The following is a 16711-nucleotide window of genomic DNA, read 5'->3' on the forward strand; positions in this document are numbered from 1 at the left end:
TCTTCTGCGGCAGTTTGGACACCTTCATTGCGAATCTCTGTCTCAAGATGATTGTTCTGAATCCGGCAAAGCTCCGCGGGCCGCGGAGATGCTTGAGAGAGTCGTGTGAGCGAAATGTAAGACGGCCCGCGAAGGATCGGGAGGGCTTGTGTGCGCGGCGTGGAAGGCGAGGAAGGGCTGTCATATAAGATGCATCAAACATGCATCTTATATGTTGGCGAATCGTCACCTGTATGGGTAACATCGACGGGAGGCGCATAAAGCGTCCAGACCACGGATGAAAAGTCCGGGCGGAGGGAACTGGTGGCCTGCACTCGTGACAGGAATCCACGACACATCTCCGGTGGCGGTGCAAGGCCGCCGCGTACCTGCCGATGTGTAGAGCAACGACAATCCGAATTGAACGGCACGAACCGGCATTAGCTGGGGGTGCGGGGCCCATGTCGTTCCGCTCTCCGGTTTACGGCCGATCCACAACAAAAGGAGATGCCGGCCATGAGCAGTACGAAGAGACTCTGGACCCTGCTCGGGGTCCTGCTTGTGGTGTCGTTCAGCGTACTCCTGTGGAGCGGTACGCAGATCTACGAGAAATCGCCGCCCATGCCGGACAATGTGGTGGCGTCGGACGGCAGCCTGATCTATTCGCGCGCCGAGATCGAAAAAGGGCGGCAGGTCTGGCAATCGATGGGCGGCATGCAACTCGGCTCGATCTGGGGCCATGGCGGCTATGTCGCGCCCGACTGGAGCGCGGACTGGCTGCACCGCGAACTGACCGCGATGCTCGATGCCTGGGCAAGGGCGGATTTCGGTGCCGATGATTTCGCCTCGCTGAACGAGGAACAGAAATCCGCGCTGCAGGGACGGCTGCGCGGTCAGGTAAGAGCGAACACCTTCGATCCCGAAACACGCACGATCACGCTGAGCCCGGAGCGGGCGGCGGCGATCCGCGAAGTGTCCAGCCATTACGAGAGCCTGTTCGGCGACGATCCGGCGACGGCCGAACTTCGCGAAGCCTATGCGATGAAAAACGGCACCGTGCCGGATGCGGAACACCGGCGCGTGCTCTCGGCCTTCTTCTGGTGGACCTCATGGGCGACCGTGACGCACCGGCCGAACGACACCATCACCTATACCAACAACTGGCCGAGCGAGCCGCTCGTGGACAACCGGCCGCCGCCCAGCACCTTCCTCTGGTCGGCCTTCAGCGTGCTCTTCCTGCTCGCCGGTATCGCGCTGCTCGGGTGGCACTATGCCGTCACGCATGAGCGCGACGAGAGCTACCGGATGCCGGAATTCGATCCGATGCGGAGCCTCAAGGCGACGCCGTCCATGCTGGCGACGGCCAAATATTTCTGGGTGCTGCTCGCGCTTTTCCTCGTGCAGATCCTGCTCGGCGCGATGACGGCGCATTACCAGATCGAGGGCCAGCTCGTTTACGGCTACGAGATGGCGGAGATACTGCCCTATTCGATTACACGAACATGGCACACGCAGCTTGCGGTGCTGTGGATCGCGGTCGCCTGGCTCGGCACCGGACTCTATATCGGACCGGCAATCTCCGGCTACGAGCCGCCTTTCCAGCGGCTCGGCGTCAACGTGCTGTGGGTCTGCCTGCTCGTGATCGTGGTCGGCTCCTTTGCCGGCCAGTGGTTCGCGGTGATGCAGATTCTGGGACTCGACAACAATTTCTGGTTCGGTCATCAGGGCTGGGAATATGCCGATATGGGCCGCTTCTGGCAGTGGTTCCTGTTCATCGGTCTGATGCTCTGGCTGGTGCTGGTCGGGCGCGCGCTCTGGCCGACGCTGATGCAGAAATCGGAATCGCGCTCGATCGTCGGCCTGCTCTTCCTCTCCACCGTCGCCATCGGGCTCTTCTTCGCCGCGGCGTTGATGTGGGGCGAGCACACGCATCTCTCCATGGTGGAATACTGGCGCTGGTGGCTGGTGCATCTCTGGGTCGAGGGCTTCTTCGAGGTCTTCGCGACGGCAGTCATCGCCTTCCTGTTCACGCGTCTCGGCCTGCTGCAGGTCGGCACCGCGACGGTCGCCGTGCTCTTCGCGACCATCGTCTTCATGGCGGGAGGCGTGCTCGGCACGCTGCATCATCTCTACTTCGCGGGTTCGCCGACGCCGGTACTGGCTCTCGGCGCCAGCTTTTCCGCGCTCGAAGTGGTGCCGCTCGCCTATATCGGCTTCGAGGCCTACCACACCTGGCGGCTCAGCGGCGCGACGTCGTGGATGCGGCGCTATCGCTGGCCGGTGATGTTCTTCCTTGCCGTCTCGTTCTGGAATCTCGTCGGCGCCGGGCTCTTCGGTTTCCTCATCAACCCGCCGCTGTCGCTTTACTATATGCAAGGCCTCAATCTCACGCCGCTGCATGGCCACACGGCGCTGTTCGGCGTCTATGGCATGCTCGGCATCGGCCTGGTGCTGTTCTGCCTGCGCGGCATGAAGCCCAATCTCGCCTGGCATGAGGGACTGCTCAAGACGAGCTTCTGGTGCCTCAATATCGGCCTCGCGCTGATGGCGCTGCTCACGCTTCTGCCGCTCGGCGTGCTGCAGCTCTTCGCTTCGCTCGAGCATGGCTATGCCTATGCCCGTTCGGCCGAGTTCATGCAGCAGCCGCTGGTGGACCTGCTCGTGTGGATGCGGGTGCCGGGCGACACGATCTTCTCGATCGGCGCGCTGGCGCTTGCGGTCTTCGTGGCGGGGCTCTGGCTCTTCCCGAAGCCGGAAGGCCAGGAAGCCGTGCCGGAAACGCCGCGCACGAAGGTGAAGGCGGAACCGGCCGGCGGCGCGGAGTGAGGCAGAGAAAAACAGGAATGGCGGGCCGGAGCGCGGCATGATCGAGTTCTATGCCGAGATCCGGCTCGTCCATATCTGGAGCGTGATCGCGAGCGGTTCGCTCTTCGCCATGCGCGGGCTTGCGCTCTTTGCGGGCGCTGGCGGAACGGGGGAGCGCCTCGCCATGGCGGCGCCGGTCCGTCTCCTCTCCTACACGATCGACACGGTGCTGCTCACCGCCGCGCTGATGCTGATGACGATCGTACAGCAATATCCCTTCATCGATCACTGGCTGACCGTGAAGGTCGTGTTGCTCGTGGTCTATATCGCGCTCGGCATGATGGCCTTCCGCTTCGGGCGGACGAGGGGCCAGCGGATCGGCGCCTTCGCGGCGGCGCTCGCGGTCTTCCTCTATATCGTCTCGGTGGCGCTGGCGCATGACCCGGCTGGCATCTTCAGCAGCCTCTAGCCTCAGCGACGGATATAGAGCGGCAGGTAGAGCGCGGCGAAGAGAAGGAAGGCCGCGATCCAGGCGCCGCCCGCAAGATCGAGCGCGGCGGCATAGGAGCCGTCCGCAAAAGGCGCGGCGAGACGCGCAAGCGCCGCCACCAGCACCAGAAGATAGCAGATCAGCGTGCCGCGCCCGGCGGTGAGCTCGCGCTTGCTGTGGCCGAGGCTCGCCCGCGTCATCACGGCGAGGATCATCGTGCCCATGGCGCCGACCGTCAGCGCATGGATGGCGATGGTGGCAAGCTCCGGCCGCCAGGCGGCGAGGCCGAGCAGGGCAAGTCCCAGCGGCAGCCAGGCATAGCCGATATGAAGGATCCAGAGCAGCGGTTCCTCCCGCGTCGCCGCGCCCCGCCAGCGTGCGAGCCGCAGCGCATGGGCGCCCGAGGCGATAAGCAGTCCCGCACCGGAGACCGCGTTCAGTCCGCTCGCCACCCATATCAGCAGCGCCGCGAGACCGATCAGCATCGCCGCAAGATCGAAACGGTCGAAAGGCGCCGGCATCTCGTCGGCCTTGCGGCGGCGAAGCCAGTTCGCCGTGAAGCTCGGAATGATGCGGCCGCCGATCAGCGTGATCAGCATGACCACGACGGCGATGGCGAGACGCTTGCCCGCATCCTCCCATTCGTAATGCCCGAAGGCCCCCGCATGGATCATCGCATTGGCGGCAATGAGCACGGCAAGTGCGGCGAGCACCGGAAGGTTGCGCCAGTTGCGCCCGGCAAGAATCTCGCGCGCGACCACGGCGGCGAAGACGATGAGAAAGGAGAGATCGACAGCCGCGGCAAGGCCCGGCCCGAGAACGGCCGAGAAGGCGATGGCCGCGCGCCCTGCGATCCAGAGCAGCACGAGGCCGCCGAGCGGCCAGCCCTGCAGCGGCAGACGGCCGGTCCAGTTCGGTATGGCCGTGAGCAGAAAGCCCGCAATCGCCGCCGTGACGAAACCGAACAGTAATTCGTGGAAATGCCAGACGACGGGCGAAAATGCCGTCGGCAGGTCGACGGTGCCGCGCAGCATCAGGATCCACAGCACCATGGCGAAGGCGGCCCAGAGGCCGGCCGCAAGGAAGAAGGGCCGGAAGCCCGCCGAGAGAAGCGGCCAGGCATCGGCCGAGGCATAACGCGGCACCGGCATATCAGCGCGTGCGCGCGAGGGTTGCGCGTCCTATTCTGGCGGACGATTTCATGCCGCGGAGACATCCCTTGGACGATATTGCCATTGCCCGTGCTCTCCATGTTCTCGCGTTGGTTCACTGGATCGGCGGCGTGACGCTCGTCACCCTCGTGATCCTACCAGCCGTCGCACGTTTCTCCGAACCGCAACGCCGCGCGGCGTTGTTCGAGGAAATCGAAGGCCGCTTTGCCTTTCAGGCGAAAATCGCCGTCACGCTGGCAGGCCTCAGCGGCTTCTACATGACCTGGCGGCTCGAGGCATGGGACCGCTTCGGGGATCCCGCCTTCTGGTGGATGCATGCGATGCTGCTTGTATGGGCGCTCTTCACCTTCGTCCTCTTCGTCGCCGAGCCGCTTTTCCTTCACGACTGGTTTCGCCGCCGCGCCGCCCGCGATGCGGAGAGCACCTTCGCGCTGGTGCTCCGCTTTCACCGCGTCCTGCTGACGCTCAGTCTCCTGACGATTGCGGGCGCGGTGCTGGGCGGCCATGGCAGCTTCCTGTTCTGATCCGGGCGGTCAGGGCGCTGCTTTCTCCAGCAGTTCCGCCATGACCGCGCGCGCCTTGCCGGGATGCTTCACCTCGGCTGCTGCATCGAGATTGACGGCTGCATCGCCCACCACCACGATGCCCACCATGCCCATGGCATAATGCGGCAGGCACTTGTAGCCATAGACGCCTTCCTCGCTGAACGTCACCGTGACGGCCTCGTTCATCTTGCCCTTGAAGGGCGCGGCGCCGGACGGGAGCATGGCGGCGATGCTCTCCGCATTGTGGCTGCGATCCGTCGGCACGAAGGTCACCGTGTCGCCGGGCGCGACTTCCAGCCAGGCAGGCTCGAAGACCATTGCGCCGGCCTCGCCGCGATTGAGCATCCGGACCTCATGTTCCGCCGCGAACACCGGAGTGGCACCGGATGCGAGGCCGAGCAGGGCGGCGGCGAGGGCGAGGACTTTCGGTTCGATTTTCATTTTCATGTTCCTTGTCTGAGCGGAGTCTCGCGGACAGGCTGTCTGCCCGTCCGCGAGCCCCCCGGTGAGCGGCGCTGTCAGTGACCAGCCATGCTGAGTTCGGCGTCGCCCGTATTGAAGATCGCGGTATCGGCGGGCCCTTCGACTTCGATCATGGCGACAAGGCCGCGTTCCAGCCGGGAGAGTGCATGATCGACGAGGAGGTAACGGCCCGGCACGTCGAAGGTGACCTCGGCCACCGTCGCGCCGCCGGGGGCGACCGTTACCGTCTGCACATCGAGAGAGGCGGGGCTCGTCAGCGAGCCATGCGTGTAGACCTTGTCCATGATCTCGCCGATGACGTGGAAGCTGGAGGTCTTGTTCGGACCGCCGACGCCGAAATAGATGCGGACCGTTTCGCCGGTCTTCGCCTTGATCGCGTTGTCGCCGGCCAGCGCGCCGACCGCGCCGTTGAAGACGTAATATTCCGGCTTCTCGTCGAGCAGCTTGTCGTAATCGGTGAAGGCTTCGCCCTTCTCGCCATAGGCAAGCTCGGTATAGACCTCGCCCTGCATGACATAGAGTTCGCGGTCGACAGGCGGCAGGCCGCCTTCCGGCTCGACCAGGATCAGCCCGTACATGCCGGCCTGGATGTGATCGGCCACCATCGGCGTGGCGCAGTGATAGACATAGATGCCGGGGTTCAGCGCCTTGAAACTGAAGCCGCTATGCTCGCCGGGCGCCGTCTGCGTCGCCACCGCGCCGCCGCCGGGTCCCGTCACCGCGTGAAAGTCGACGGAGTGGAACATGGTGCTGTCTTCGGCATTGCTGAAGGCGACGTCGATTGTGTCGCCCACGCGTGCCCGCACGAAGGGGCCGGGCACCGTGCCGTTGAAGGTCCAGAAGCGGAAGGTGGTGCCGTCCGCGAGTTCCGCCTCGCGTTCGATGGTTTGCAGTTCCAGCTTGATCGTCGCCGCATGGTCGCGGGCGATGGGAGCCGGAACGGTCGTGGGGTCGAGAGCGATGGAGGTGAGGGCCGCCCCGGCCTCGGTGTCCGCTGCCGGATCGGCGGCAACGGCGCCGATGGAGAGGCTGGCGAGCAGCGCGATGCTGCTTGCGGTGCCGATGAGTGCTTTTCTGAAGGGGCTCATTTTGCGGTCTCCTTGACGCGCGTGATCGATGTTGGTGTCCTGAAGATAGGGTCATGACGGTGGCGCCGATTTGCGCTGAAGCAATTGCCGGCGAATTCGTCTCGGCGGTTCACACGGGAAGAGATGAAAAGAAGATGGACACAGCCAGCCGCGTCGGGATCATCCGCGCCGTCCCCCTTTTCGACGGGCTGGACAGGGACGCCCTCGCCACCGTGGCGGAGGCGGCGCGCGAACAGACTGTCGCGAAAGGAGAAAACCTCTTCGAGCAGGGCGACGAGGCCACGCATTGTTATGTGCTGGGCTGGGGGCACATCAGGCTCGACCAGGTCACGCCCGACGGACAGAACATCGTGTTGCGGCATATGGGCGCGGGCGACATGATCGGCACTGTCGCCGTGCTCCGCCGCATGCCCTTTCCCGCAACGCCGGTGGCGCTGGAAGACAGCCTCGCGCTGAGCTGGAGCGCCCTGCGCTTCGGCGAATTGATGGACCTTCACCCTGTCATCGCGCGCAACGCGATCGGCGTTGTCGGCGGACGGATCGAGGAGTTGCAGCGCCGTCTGCAGGAGGTCGCCACTCAGCGCGTCGAACAGCGGATCGCGGCCACCCTTCTGCGGCTGGCAAACCAGACAGGGCGTCGCATTGAGGACGGCATCGAAATCCCTTTTCCGCTGTCCCGTCAGGACCTGGCCGAAATGACGGCGACGACGCTGCACACGGTCAGCCGCACACTGTCGGCCTGGGACCATGAAGGCGTGATCGAGTCGCGCCGGTCGAGCCATCTCGTCATCCGCCATCCCCATCGGCTCGTGGAAATCGCGGAACAGAATTAAGCGCGAATTGCGCTTGCGCAAATGACGCGCGGCGTTCTGCCGCTAGGCTTCCTTCACAACGAATACCGGAGGAGGAACGGGATGCCGGAGATCGATCTTTCGACCGTGACGGTCGGCGAATGGCTGCGCCGGTGGCCTGAAACGGTGCGGGTCTTTCTGAACTACAAAATGAACTGTCCGGCTTGTCCGATTGCGCCGTTCATGACGATCGATGAAGCGGCGAGCGAATACAGGGTCGATGCCAATCTCCTGAAGCGCGACTTGATGCAGATGCTGAAGGAGCGCGCCCCGCAAGAGCGCTAGACGCCGGATGTGCTCGACCGGCACTTCCATGCGCACGCAAATCCGCTCGGCGAAGCGCTCACCGAGGCGGGGACAAGTACCTCGCAAAACGCACCGAAGCAGTTTGTGACGTTAAAGTGACGTTTCGATGACAGTCGTCGTCTTTATCCCCGCTTCAGGACCCGAAAATAAGTAATCCCCTGCGGATGATGTGAATGACGCACCGCGTCTTTATGGAATTCCTATAACGTCGCGCCCGCTCCCGCCTCGAAATCCTATCCCACCGCATGGCATGTAATTGACGCCTGAAGGACGGGGCACCGCTCGGATGCTCGATTAGCATCAATGCCGCGCGCGTTACGTCTGTCTTCCGTGGGCTGAGCTTGTCACCGGGAAGGAAAACCTCATGGCTTTCGACTACACGCTTGCCGGCATCGTGACCGCGGGCCTGCTGCTCTACCTTTTCTACGTGCTCATGCGGCCCGAGCGCTTCTAGAACCGCATCCTTGAACTGATTTCACGGAGTTATGCCGATGGAAACGTCGACCATGCGCAAGAGGATGCCGGTTTCGGCGCTTGCCGATTTGAAGATCATAGGCCCCGCGATCGGCTTGGCTTTCCGGAAGCTGGACCCTCGGACGCTCGTGAAGAACCCCGTCATGTTCGTGGTCGAGGTCGTCACGGTACTGACGACTGTCCTCTTTCTGCGCGACCTGGTCGCTGGCGGAGCGGATCTGGGCTTCACCTTCCAAATCATCCTCTGGCTCTGGTTTACGGTGCTGTTCGCGAACTTTGCCGAGGCCGTGGCGGAAGGCCGCGGCAAGGCGCAGGCCGACACGCTCAGGCAGACAAGGACGGAAACGACGGCAAAGCGCCTGCTCCAGCCGGACAACCGCGAATTGCACGAAAGCCTCCCGGCCGACCTGCTTCAGCCGGGCGATCTGGTGCTGGTCGAGGCGGGTGACATCATTCCCGGCGACGGCGAGGTGATCGACGGAATGGCCTCGGTCAACGAAGCGGCGATCACGGGTGAATCCGCTCCCGTCATTCGCGAATCCGGCGGCGACCGGTCGGCCGTCACGGGTGGCACCACGGTCATCTCGGACCGGATCGTGGTGCGGATCACCTCGGCGAAGGGGTCGTCCTTTCTCGATCGCATGATCGCCCTGGTCGAGGGCGCGCAGCGGCACAAGACGCCGAACGAAGTTGCACTCAACGTCCTGCTTGCCGGCATGACCATCATCTTCGTCATCGCCACGGCGACCATTCCGGCCTTCGTTACCTATGCCGGCGGCTCCGTACCGGTCGTGGTCGTGGTTGCGTTGTTCGTGACGCTCATCCCGACCACCATCGGCGCCTTGCTGTCCGCCATCGGCATCGCGGGCATGGACCGTCTCGTCCGGTTCAACGTGCTCGCCATGTCCGGCCGCGCGGTTGAGGCAGCGGGCGACGTCGATACGCTTCTCCTCGACAAGACCGGCACCATCACGCTCGGCAATCGGCAGGCGACGGAATTCAGGCCGTTGCGCGGGGTCAGCGAGCGGGAACTTGCCGATGCGGCGCAGCTCGCCTCGCTTGCTGACGAGACACCGGAAGGTCGCTCCATCGTCGTGCTCGCCAAGGAGACGTACGGCATTCGTGGTCGCAATCTGGCGGAACTCAAAGCCAACTTCTTCCCTTTCACCGCGCAGAGCCGCATGAGCGGGGTCGAAGTCGACGGCTCCTGGACCCGTAAGGGCGCGGTCGATGCAATCCTCAACCACCTCAATGCATCGCCCACCACAGCAAATCCAGCCGGCATCGTTCGCCCGCAGCAGCCCGCGCTCGCCGCCGACGCGGTGCATGAGATCAACGCGATTGCCGAGGCAGTCGCAAAATCGGGCGGCACGCCGCTGGCTGTCGCCAGAGATGGGCGCCTTCTCGGCATCGTCCACCTCAAGGACATTGTGAAGGGCGGCATCCGCGAGCGCTTCGCCGAGCTTCGGCGCATGGGTATCCGGACCATCATGATCACCGGCGACAACCCGATGACGGCGGCGGCGATCGCGGCCGAAGCCGGCGTCGACGACTTCCTCGCCGAAGCAACGCCCGAAGACAAGCTGAAGCTCATCCGGGAAGAACAGGCCAAGGGCAAGCTCGTCGCCATGTGCGGCGACGGCACCAACGATGCGCCGGCTCTCGCCCAAGCCGATGTCGGGGTGGCGATGAACACGGGCACGCAGGCCGCCCGCGAGGCCGGCAACATGGTCGACCTCGATTCCAATCCGACCAAGCTGATCGAGATCGTCGAGATCGGCAAGCAGTTGCTGATGACCCGTGGCTCGCTCACCACTTTCTCGATTGCCAATGACGTCGCGAAATATTTCGCGATCATCCCGGCGATGTTCCTTGCCTTCTACCCGCAGCTCGGCGCGCTCAATGTCATGAATCTCGCCAGCCCGCAAAGTGCGATCCTGTCGGCCATCATTTTCAACGCCGTCGTCATCATCGGGCTCATTCCGCTGGCATTGAAGGGCGTCGCCTACCGCGCCATCGGCGCCGGCCCGCTGTTGCGCCGCAACCTGCTGATCTACGGCCTTGGCGGGCTGATCGTACCCTTCGCCGGAATCAAGCTCATCGACATGATCGTGACCACCCTGCATCTCGTCTGACCGGAAAGGACTGCCGTCATGGTGCCGATCTATTTCATTCTCGGACTTGCCGTTTTCGGTCTTCTGCTGGCGATGATCTTCGCCGTCGATCGAGCCTGACCCTCAGGATACTGGAGTTATATCCGATGCTTTCCTCTGCCATCATTTTTGTCGTGTTCATTGTCGGTGGTACGGCCCTCCTGTCCTGGCCGCTCGGCCGCTACATGAAGTGGGCCATGGACCCGGCCGCCTCGGCCAGCCGCTCCGCGGACCGGTTCACCCACATGTTTCAAACCATCGGCGGCGGGGTCGCCCGTCAGTCACAGGACTGGAAAAGATACCTGACCGCCATGCTCGTCTTCAATGCGATCATGTTCGTAGTGAGCTTCGCCATCCTGGCGCTGCAGCAATATCTGCCGCTCAACCCGGACGGCAAGGAAGCGATCGAGGGAAGCCTGATCTTCAACACGGCGGCTTCGTTCACCTCGAACACGAACTTGCAGCACTATTCCGGTGAAGTGTCGTTGAGCTACCTGTCGCAACTCGGCGCGCTGATGTGGCTTCAGTTCGTCTCGGCGGCTACCGGCATCGCGGCGCTGGCGGCACTCGCGCGCGGGCTGGCCGGCCGCGAGATGGGGAATTTCTTCGTCGACCTGCAGCGCGCGTCGTTCCTCGTCCTGCTACCGCTCGCCTTCGTGTTCGCTTGCGTGCTGGTCATTGGCGGACTGCCGATGACATTCGACGGGGCGGTTGTGGCGACAACGCTGGAAGGTATTCAGCAGACCATAGCGCGCGGTCCCGTCGCCGCCTTTGTCGCGATCAAGCAGCTGGGAACGAATGGTGGCGGCTTCTTCGGACCGAACAGCACGCATCCGCTCGAAAACCCCACCTTCTGGACCAACGCGATCGAGATGATCGCCATCATCCTCATCCCGATGGCCTGCGTGTGGATGTTCGGCCGTATCGTCGGACGCACCCGTCACGCCGCCATCGTCTTCACCGTCATGCTGACGTTGCTTCTCGTGAAGATCACCGGTGCGGTCTGGTTCGAAGCAGCACCGACACAGGCCTTTGCCGGACTGCCGATCGAACAGGAGGTCGGCAATCTCGAAGGCAAGGAGCTGCGGTTCGGCGCAACCGGCGGTCCGCTTTGGTCGGTACTCACCACCTCCACCAGCAATGGCTCCGTCGGTGCCATGCATGACAGCCTGAACCCCATGACGGGACTGATGCCGATGATCGGCATGTGGCTGAACGCGACTTTCGGTGGCGTCGGCGTCGGCATGATCAACATGTTCCTCTACATCATCGTCGGTGTGTTCATCGCCGGTATGATGGTCGGCCGTACCCCTGAATATCTGGGCTGGCGGGTGGAGGCGCGCGAGGTCAAGTTCGCGATCCTCGCGCTGGTTGCCCACGGGCTCTTCATTCTGGGTGGCACCGCCATTTTTGCCGCAACGCCGTGGGGCTTTGAGACTCTCAACAATACGGGCCCGCACGGCTTCAGCGAGATCCTTTATGAGTTCAGCTCCGCGAGCGCCAACAACGGATCGGGCTTCGAAGGGCTTGGCGACAACACCGCGCCCTGGAACATCGCTACCGGCATCATCATGCTGCTCGCGCGGTTCATACCGATCATCCTGCCATTGGCAATCGTCGGCTCGCTGATGGCGAAACGGCGCAATGCGGAATCGGTCGGCACGCTTGGCGTCGAAGACGGCACCTTTGGCGGCATGCTGCTCGCCACGATCCTCGTTGTCGGCGCTCTGACCTTCTTCCCCGCAGCCACGCTGGGGCCGATCGCCGAGCATCTAATGTACATGAACTAGAACAGGCCGGAGAACAGACAGATGGAATCCTTCATTGCCAGCATCCGCCTCGTCGCGGCCACCATGCTGATTTGCGTCGCCGGATATTCCGCGGCGGTCTGGGCCGTCGGCCAGGTTCTGATGCCCGGCAGCGCGCAAGGATCGCTGATCGCCGCCGCGGACGGAAAGGTGATTGGCAGCAGTCAGGTCGCGCAGAACTTCACCGAGCCGCGCTACTTCTGGCCCCGTCCCTCCGCCGTGGACTACAATGGCGCCGGCGCGGGCGGCAGCAACAAGTCGCCGACGAGCACGGATATTGCGGACCGGGCGCGCGAGACGGTCGCGCGCTATGGCGCTACCGCGGAAAACCCCTTGCCGGCCGAACTCGCGGCAGCTTCGGGCGCGGGGCTCGATCCGCATATCTCCGAGCGGGGGGCACTCTATCAGGCGGCGCGTGTCGCGCAGGCCCGGGGCTTGCCGCAGGCAGGCGTCGAAGCCCTGATCCACGAACATGCCTTCGCGCCGGGCGCCTTCCTGGCGCCGGACCGGCTGGTGAATGTGCTAGAACTCAACCTCGCGCTCGATCGGGTCGAGACAGCGGGATGAGCAAAGGCGAGGACGGCCACACGGAATGCACAAGGGGTTGGCGCTGAGAGGTTCGGACGGCTGATGGCGGAAGATCGGCGTGACATCGACAAGCGTCCGTCGCCCGAGGCCTTGCTTGAAGCGGCCCGGCAGGAGGAAAGCCGGCGGGGCAAGCTCCGGATTTATGTCGGCGCCGCGCCTGGCGTCGGCAAGACATATGCGATGCTGGAAACGGCGCGCGCGCGAAAGAAGGATGGATACGACGTCGCCGTGGCTGTCGTGGAGACGCATGGGCGGAAGGAGACCCAGGCGCTCTTGAACGGCCTCGAGATCATGCCGCGCAAGCAGGTCGACTACAAAGGGCAGCGGCTTGAGGAAATGGATATCGACGCCGTCCTCGCGCGTCGGCCGCAGATCGCGCTTGTCGACGAGCTTGCCCATACCAATGCGCCAGGCAGCCGCCACCCGAAGCGGTATCTCGATGTCGAGGAACTTCTGAGCGCCGGCATCGACGTCTACACCACGGTCAACATCCAGCACATCGAAAGCCTGATCGACGTCGTCGCCCAGATCACGCGGGTTCGCGTGCGCGAAACGGTTCCCGATTCCGTGTTCGACCGGGCCGACTCCGTGGAACTGGTCGACCTCACGCCCGAGGACCTGATTGCACGGCTCAGGGAAGGAAAGGTCTATATTCCGCAGCAGGCCGAGCGCGCGCTGGAGAATTTTTTCGCGCCGGCCAAGCTGACGGCGCTCCGCGAACTCGCGCTGCGTCGGACGGCGGAGCGCGTGGACGAGCAGTTGCTCACGCAGATGCAGGCTCAGGCGATCTCCGGGCCGTGGGCCGCCGGCGAGCGCGTTCTCATCTGCATCAGCGAAGACCCTCGCTCGGCGGGTCTCGTGCGCTACACCAAGCGTCTGGCCGACCGGTTGCGCGCACCCTGGACGGCGCTCTATGTCGAAACGGGGCGAAGCCTGCAATTGAGCGAGGAGGAGCGCGATAGGATTGCCGATACGCTCCGGCTGGCCGAGGCCCTTGGCGGTGAACCCGTAACGGTCCCCGGCGGCGAGCGGCGCATCGCCGACGATGTGATTGCCTTCAGCCAGGCCAACAACATCACGCACATCGTCATCGGGAAATCCACTCGCGCGCGCTGGTTCGAAATTCTGCACGGTTCGGTCGTGCATGATCTTGTGGGCCGAGCCGGCAACATAAGCGTGCATGTCATCGCGGGCGAGGAGCTTGCAGCGAACCCGATCCCGAAGAAGACAGTGAAGCCGGCGGAAAGGCTTCAGACTTTCGATCCCAAGCCCTATGTCACGGCGACATCGGTGATCTTCCTGGCCGTCGCTCTGGGGGCGTTGCTATGGCCGTTGATCGGCGTCGAGAATATCGGCCTCGTCTTCCTCACCGGGATTGTCGGCATCGCCGTACGCTTCGGCCTGTGGCCGTCTCTCTACGCCAGCATTGTTTCGGCGCTCTGTTTCAATTTCTTTTTCACGGATCCTCATTACACGTTCATTATCGCCAATCCGACGAATATCGTCGCCGTCCTGTTCTTCACGATCGTCGCCATCATCGTCTCGAACGTTGCCGCGCGCGCGCATTCAGGCGCTCTCGGCGATGGAGCGGGCACGGACGACCGAGTCTCTCCACGCATTCAGCCGGAAACTGGCCGGTGTCGGCACGCTCGACGACGTGCTTTGGGTTATGGCCTACCAGACAGCGTTGATGCTGAAGGTCCGGGTCGTATTGCTGCTTCCGGAGAACGGTTCCCTCGTGTTGAAGGCGGGCTATCCGCCGGAAGACATGCTGGACGAAGCCGATCTCGCGGCCGCCAAATGGGCATGGCAGACCAATCATTCGGCGGGTCGCGGCTCGGACACGCTTCCGGGCGCCAGGCGCCTCTTCCTGCCCATGCGCACCGGGCGCGGCGCCATAGGCGTCGTCGGCATCGACAGTGACAAGCCGGGCCCACTTTTCAGCCCCGACGAGCGCCGGTTGCTTGATGCCCTGGTCGATCAGGGGGCTCTGGCGATCGAGCGGGTACACCTTGTGGAGGATATGGACCGGGTGGAGCGCGCCGCCGAAACCGAACGCTTGCGTTCGGCGCTGCTGACGTCGATTTCGCACGACCTCAAGACGCCGCTGGCCGCCATTCTCGGCTCCGCCGGCGCCTTGCGGGATCTGTCGGGCAGGCTCAGCGGTGCGGAGAGGGCCGATCTCCTCGGAACGATCGTCGACGAGTCGGAACGGCTCAACCGGTTTATCGCCAATCTTCTCGACATGACGCGGCTGGAGTCTGGCGCCATCGCTCCGAATACCGCCCTGCACGATCTCGGTGAGATCGTCGGAAGCGCGCTTCGGCGCGCAGGCAGGATTCTGGCGCAGCACCGCGTCGAACTGGAACTGGCGCCCGGCCTGCCGATGCTCGAACTCGACGCCGTTCTGTTCGAACAGGTTCTGTTCAATCTCCTGGACAATGCGGCGAAATACGCACCGGCGGACACGACGATCCGCATCCAGGGCTGGCGCGACGGCGGCTCCGTCTGCTTGCAGGTTCTGGACGAAGGCGATGGCATTCCGTCCGATGATCTGGAACATATCTTCGACAAGTTCTTTCGCGCCCAGAAGGGCGACCGGGTCAGGGCCGGCACCGGGCTCGGACTGGCGATCTCGCGCGGCTTCGTCGAAGCTCTGCACGGAACGATCGCGGCAGCGAACCGGATCGACCGGTCCGGAGCCGTATTCACGATCAGGCTGCCGGTTCCGGTGAACTCGACAGAACTGGATACCGCCGCATGAGCCCCGCCTCCCATCGCGTACTCGTCATCGACGACGAACCGCCGATCCGCAAACTGTTGCGCATGGGCCTGAGTGCGCATGGCTATGAAATTCAGGAGGCGCCGAACGGCAGGACGGCTCTGGACATGCTTGCGCAGAATCCGGATTTGATCATCCTCGATCTCGGGCTGCCGGACATTCAGGGGCTTGACCTGCTGCGGACGATCCGAAGCCGCAACGAGAGCGTTCCGATTGTCGTCCTGTCCAGCCGTGGCGACGAGACCGGCAAAGTCGAGGCACTCGACCTCGGCGCCGACGACTATGTGACGAAGCCTTTCGGCATGGATGAATTGCTTGCACGAATGAGGGCGGCGCTTCGCCACCGGCTTCAGATGCAGGGCGAGCGACCGGTCTTTCATGTCGACGCGCTTGCCGTCGACCTCGTGCGACGCATCGTCAAAGTGAACGATAACGAGGTGAAGCTGTCTCCCAAGGAATACGACCTGCTACGCGTTCTCGTTCAGCACGCGGGCAAGGTGTTGACGCACAGATTTTTGCTCGGCGAGTTGTGGGACGAACTGACTGACGCCCAATATCTGAGGGTCTATGTCCGCCAACTCAGACAAAAGATCGAACCCGATCCCGAACGGCCGGAATATATCCTGACCGAAACCGGGATTGGCTACAGGCTGCGCGCACCGGATTGATGAGAGAGCGGGAGAGGGGGGCTCTTCAGGGACCACGCCACGGTTTCAGCTGCCCTGCCAGTGGGCGGTTTCTGTATTCAAGTTGTCGTGCGCTGCGTGTGCACTCGCAAGGCAAAATCGCCTGCAAAGCGACGTCTCGTGCCGACAAAAATCGTAGAAAAGGTGGCGCACGTCTGTAATCTGCGTATGAAATTCACCAGTCTGTCCAAAGAGAAATTGGACGGACCGAAATAAAAAGATAAGGAAAATTAAGGGCTTGGCTAATTGTATAGCTGTGGCGCTCATGATGGATTTGAGCGAGTTGGCTTTTACCTCAATGACTTGGAAGGGACCGTGTGCTCTGCGTGTGCATAGGCAAAGTGAAAGTGCACGGCTGTCTAAAGCCTTCACACAGCGACCAACGAAGGCGCGCCTGCCAAACGGAAAAACCTTGGGGCACAGCAGTAGCGCGGCGAACGCTGTCTGTCATTCCATCCAGCGGTAACTCTGCCGGCTCACCGCGCGGGTTCGGACATTCCC

At 63.3% G+C, this 16711-nt stretch carries 13 protein-coding genes and 1 pseudogene; 11 read left to right on the forward strand and 3 right to left on the reverse strand.

Annotated elements, in window-relative coordinates; genetic code table 11:
- Positions 1-495: 495 nt before the first annotated feature.
- Positions 496-2805: a nitric-oxide reductase large subunit gene (locus PLAV_RS05110; RefSeq protein ID WP_012109883.1), complete on the forward strand. Its 2310-nt coding sequence runs from the start codon at positions 496-498 to the stop codon at positions 2803-2805.
- A gap of 37 nt (positions 2806-2842) precedes the next feature.
- Positions 2843-3253: a SirB2 family protein gene (locus PLAV_RS05115; protein WP_012109884.1), complete on the forward strand. Its 411-nt coding sequence runs from the start codon at positions 2843-2845 to the stop codon at positions 3251-3253.
- A 2-nt stretch (positions 3254-3255) separates the two neighbouring features.
- On the opposite strand, the gene PLAV_RS05120 is transcribed toward PLAV_RS05115, so the two are convergent.
- On the reverse strand, positions 3256-4425 hold the full coding sequence (locus PLAV_RS05120) for an NnrS family protein (protein WP_012109885.1): 1170 nt from the start codon (positions 4423-4425) through the stop codon (positions 3256-3258).
- 68 nt (positions 4426-4493) lie between these two features.
- Between PLAV_RS05120 and PLAV_RS05125 the strand changes: the two genes are divergently transcribed.
- On the forward strand, positions 4494-4970 hold the full coding sequence (locus PLAV_RS05125; RefSeq protein WP_012109886.1) for a membrane protein: 477 nt from the start codon (positions 4494-4496) through the stop codon (positions 4968-4970).
- Between the two features lie 9 nt (positions 4971-4979).
- Here the strand turns inward: PLAV_RS05125 and PLAV_RS05130 are convergent, their stop codons facing one another.
- Positions 4980-5432 carry a pseudoazurin gene (locus PLAV_RS05130; RefSeq protein ID WP_012109887.1) on the reverse strand — a complete coding sequence of 151 codons (453 nt, stop codon included), beginning with the start codon at positions 5430-5432 and terminating at the stop codon, positions 4980-4982.
- Positions 5433-5509: 77 nt separating this feature from the next.
- Complete coding sequence (nirK, locus tag PLAV_RS05135) at positions 5510-6562, reverse strand: copper-containing nitrite reductase (RefSeq protein WP_012109888.1); 1053 nt, start codon at positions 6560-6562, stop codon at positions 5510-5512.
- 53 nt (positions 6563-6615) lie between these two features.
- On the opposite strand from nirK, the gene PLAV_RS05140 reads away from it, so the two are divergent.
- The 8 genes and pseudogenes from PLAV_RS05140 to PLAV_RS05175 all read left to right on the forward strand — a co-directional run bounded on the left by PLAV_RS05140 (position 6616) and on the right by PLAV_RS05175 (position 16192).
- Positions 6616-7395, forward strand: a complete 780-nt coding sequence (locus PLAV_RS05140; protein ID WP_202944003.1) for a Crp/Fnr family transcriptional regulator — start codon at positions 6616-6618, stop codon at positions 7393-7395.
- An 81-nt stretch (positions 7396-7476) separates the two neighbouring features.
- Positions 7477-7698, forward strand: a complete 222-nt coding sequence (locus tag PLAV_RS05145) for a DUF1858 domain-containing protein (RefSeq protein ID WP_012109890.1) — start codon at positions 7477-7479, stop codon at positions 7696-7698.
- 385 nt (positions 7699-8083) lie between these two features.
- Positions 8084-8173 (forward strand): K(+)-transporting ATPase subunit F, encoded by a 90-nt coding sequence (gene kdpF / locus PLAV_RS05150; protein WP_012109891.1) that lies wholly within the window; start codon positions 8084-8086, stop codon positions 8171-8173.
- A gap of 37 nt (positions 8174-8210) precedes the next feature.
- On the forward strand, positions 8211-10328 hold the full coding sequence (kdpB, locus tag PLAV_RS05155; protein ID WP_012109892.1) for a potassium-transporting ATPase subunit KdpB: 2118 nt from the start codon (positions 8211-8213) through the stop codon (positions 10326-10328).
- Between the two features lie 125 nt (positions 10329-10453).
- Entirely contained in the window at positions 10454-12136 is a 1683-nt protein-coding gene (gene kdpA, locus PLAV_RS05160; RefSeq protein ID WP_012109893.1) for a potassium-transporting ATPase subunit KdpA, read from the forward strand.
- Positions 12137-12157: 21 nt separating this feature from the next.
- Positions 12158-12721: a potassium-transporting ATPase subunit C gene (locus PLAV_RS05165; protein WP_012109894.1), complete on the forward strand. Its 564-nt coding sequence runs from the start codon at positions 12158-12160 to the stop codon at positions 12719-12721.
- A gap of 63 nt (positions 12722-12784) precedes the next feature.
- Positions 12785-15506: pseudogene (locus PLAV_RS05170) on the forward strand (DUF4118 domain-containing protein).
- The gene (locus tag PLAV_RS05175) at positions 15503-16192 is read left to right on the forward strand and encodes a response regulator transcription factor (protein ID WP_012109895.1); all 690 of its coding nucleotides are present in this window, start codon (positions 15503-15505) and stop codon (positions 16190-16192) included. The pseudogene PLAV_RS05170 and the gene PLAV_RS05175 overlap by 4 nt, the downstream one beginning before the upstream one ends.
- The last annotated feature ends 519 nt before the right edge of the window (positions 16193-16711 follow it).

Source organism: Parvibaculum lavamentivorans DS-1 (assembly GCF_000017565.1).
Lineage (GTDB): Bacteria > Pseudomonadota > Alphaproteobacteria > Parvibaculales > Parvibaculaceae > Parvibaculum > Parvibaculum lavamentivorans.

Excerpts from the sequence above, each read along its gene's own strand:
- PLAV_RS05110 (WP_012109883.1), top strand. The coding sequence starts at position 496 with ATGAGCAGTACGAAGAGACTCTGGACCCTGCTCGGGGTCCTGCTTGTG.
- PLAV_RS05115 (WP_012109884.1), top strand. The coding sequence starts at position 2,843 with ATGATCGAGTTCTATGCCGAGATCCGGCTCGTCCATATCTGGAGCGTG.
- PLAV_RS05120 (WP_012109885.1), bottom strand. The coding sequence starts at position 4,425 with ATGCCGGTGCCGCGTTATGCCTCGGCCGATGCCTGGCCGCTTCTCTCG.
- PLAV_RS05130 (WP_012109887.1), bottom strand. The coding sequence starts at position 5,432 with ATGAAAATCGAACCGAAAGTCCTCGCCCTCGCCGCCGCCCTGCTCGGC.
- nirK (WP_012109888.1), bottom strand. The coding sequence starts at position 6,562 with ATGAGCCCCTTCAGAAAAGCACTCATCGGCACCGCAAGCAGCATCGCG.
- PLAV_RS05140 (WP_202944003.1), top strand. The coding sequence starts at position 6,616 with ATGACGGTGGCGCCGATTTGCGCTGAAGCAATTGCCGGCGAATTCGTC.
- PLAV_RS05145 (WP_012109890.1), top strand. The coding sequence starts at position 7,477 with ATGCCGGAGATCGATCTTTCGACCGTGACGGTCGGCGAATGGCTGCGC.
- kdpF (WP_012109891.1), top strand. The coding sequence starts at position 8,084 with ATGGCTTTCGACTACACGCTTGCCGGCATCGTGACCGCGGGCCTGCTG.
- kdpB (WP_012109892.1), top strand. The coding sequence starts at position 8,211 with ATGGAAACGTCGACCATGCGCAAGAGGATGCCGGTTTCGGCGCTTGCC.
- kdpA (WP_012109893.1), top strand. The coding sequence starts at position 10,454 with ATGCTTTCCTCTGCCATCATTTTTGTCGTGTTCATTGTCGGTGGTACG.
- PLAV_RS05165 (WP_012109894.1), top strand. The coding sequence starts at position 12,158 with ATGGAATCCTTCATTGCCAGCATCCGCCTCGTCGCGGCCACCATGCTG.
- PLAV_RS05175 (WP_012109895.1), top strand. The coding sequence starts at position 15,503 with ATGAGCCCCGCCTCCCATCGCGTACTCGTCATCGACGACGAACCGCCG.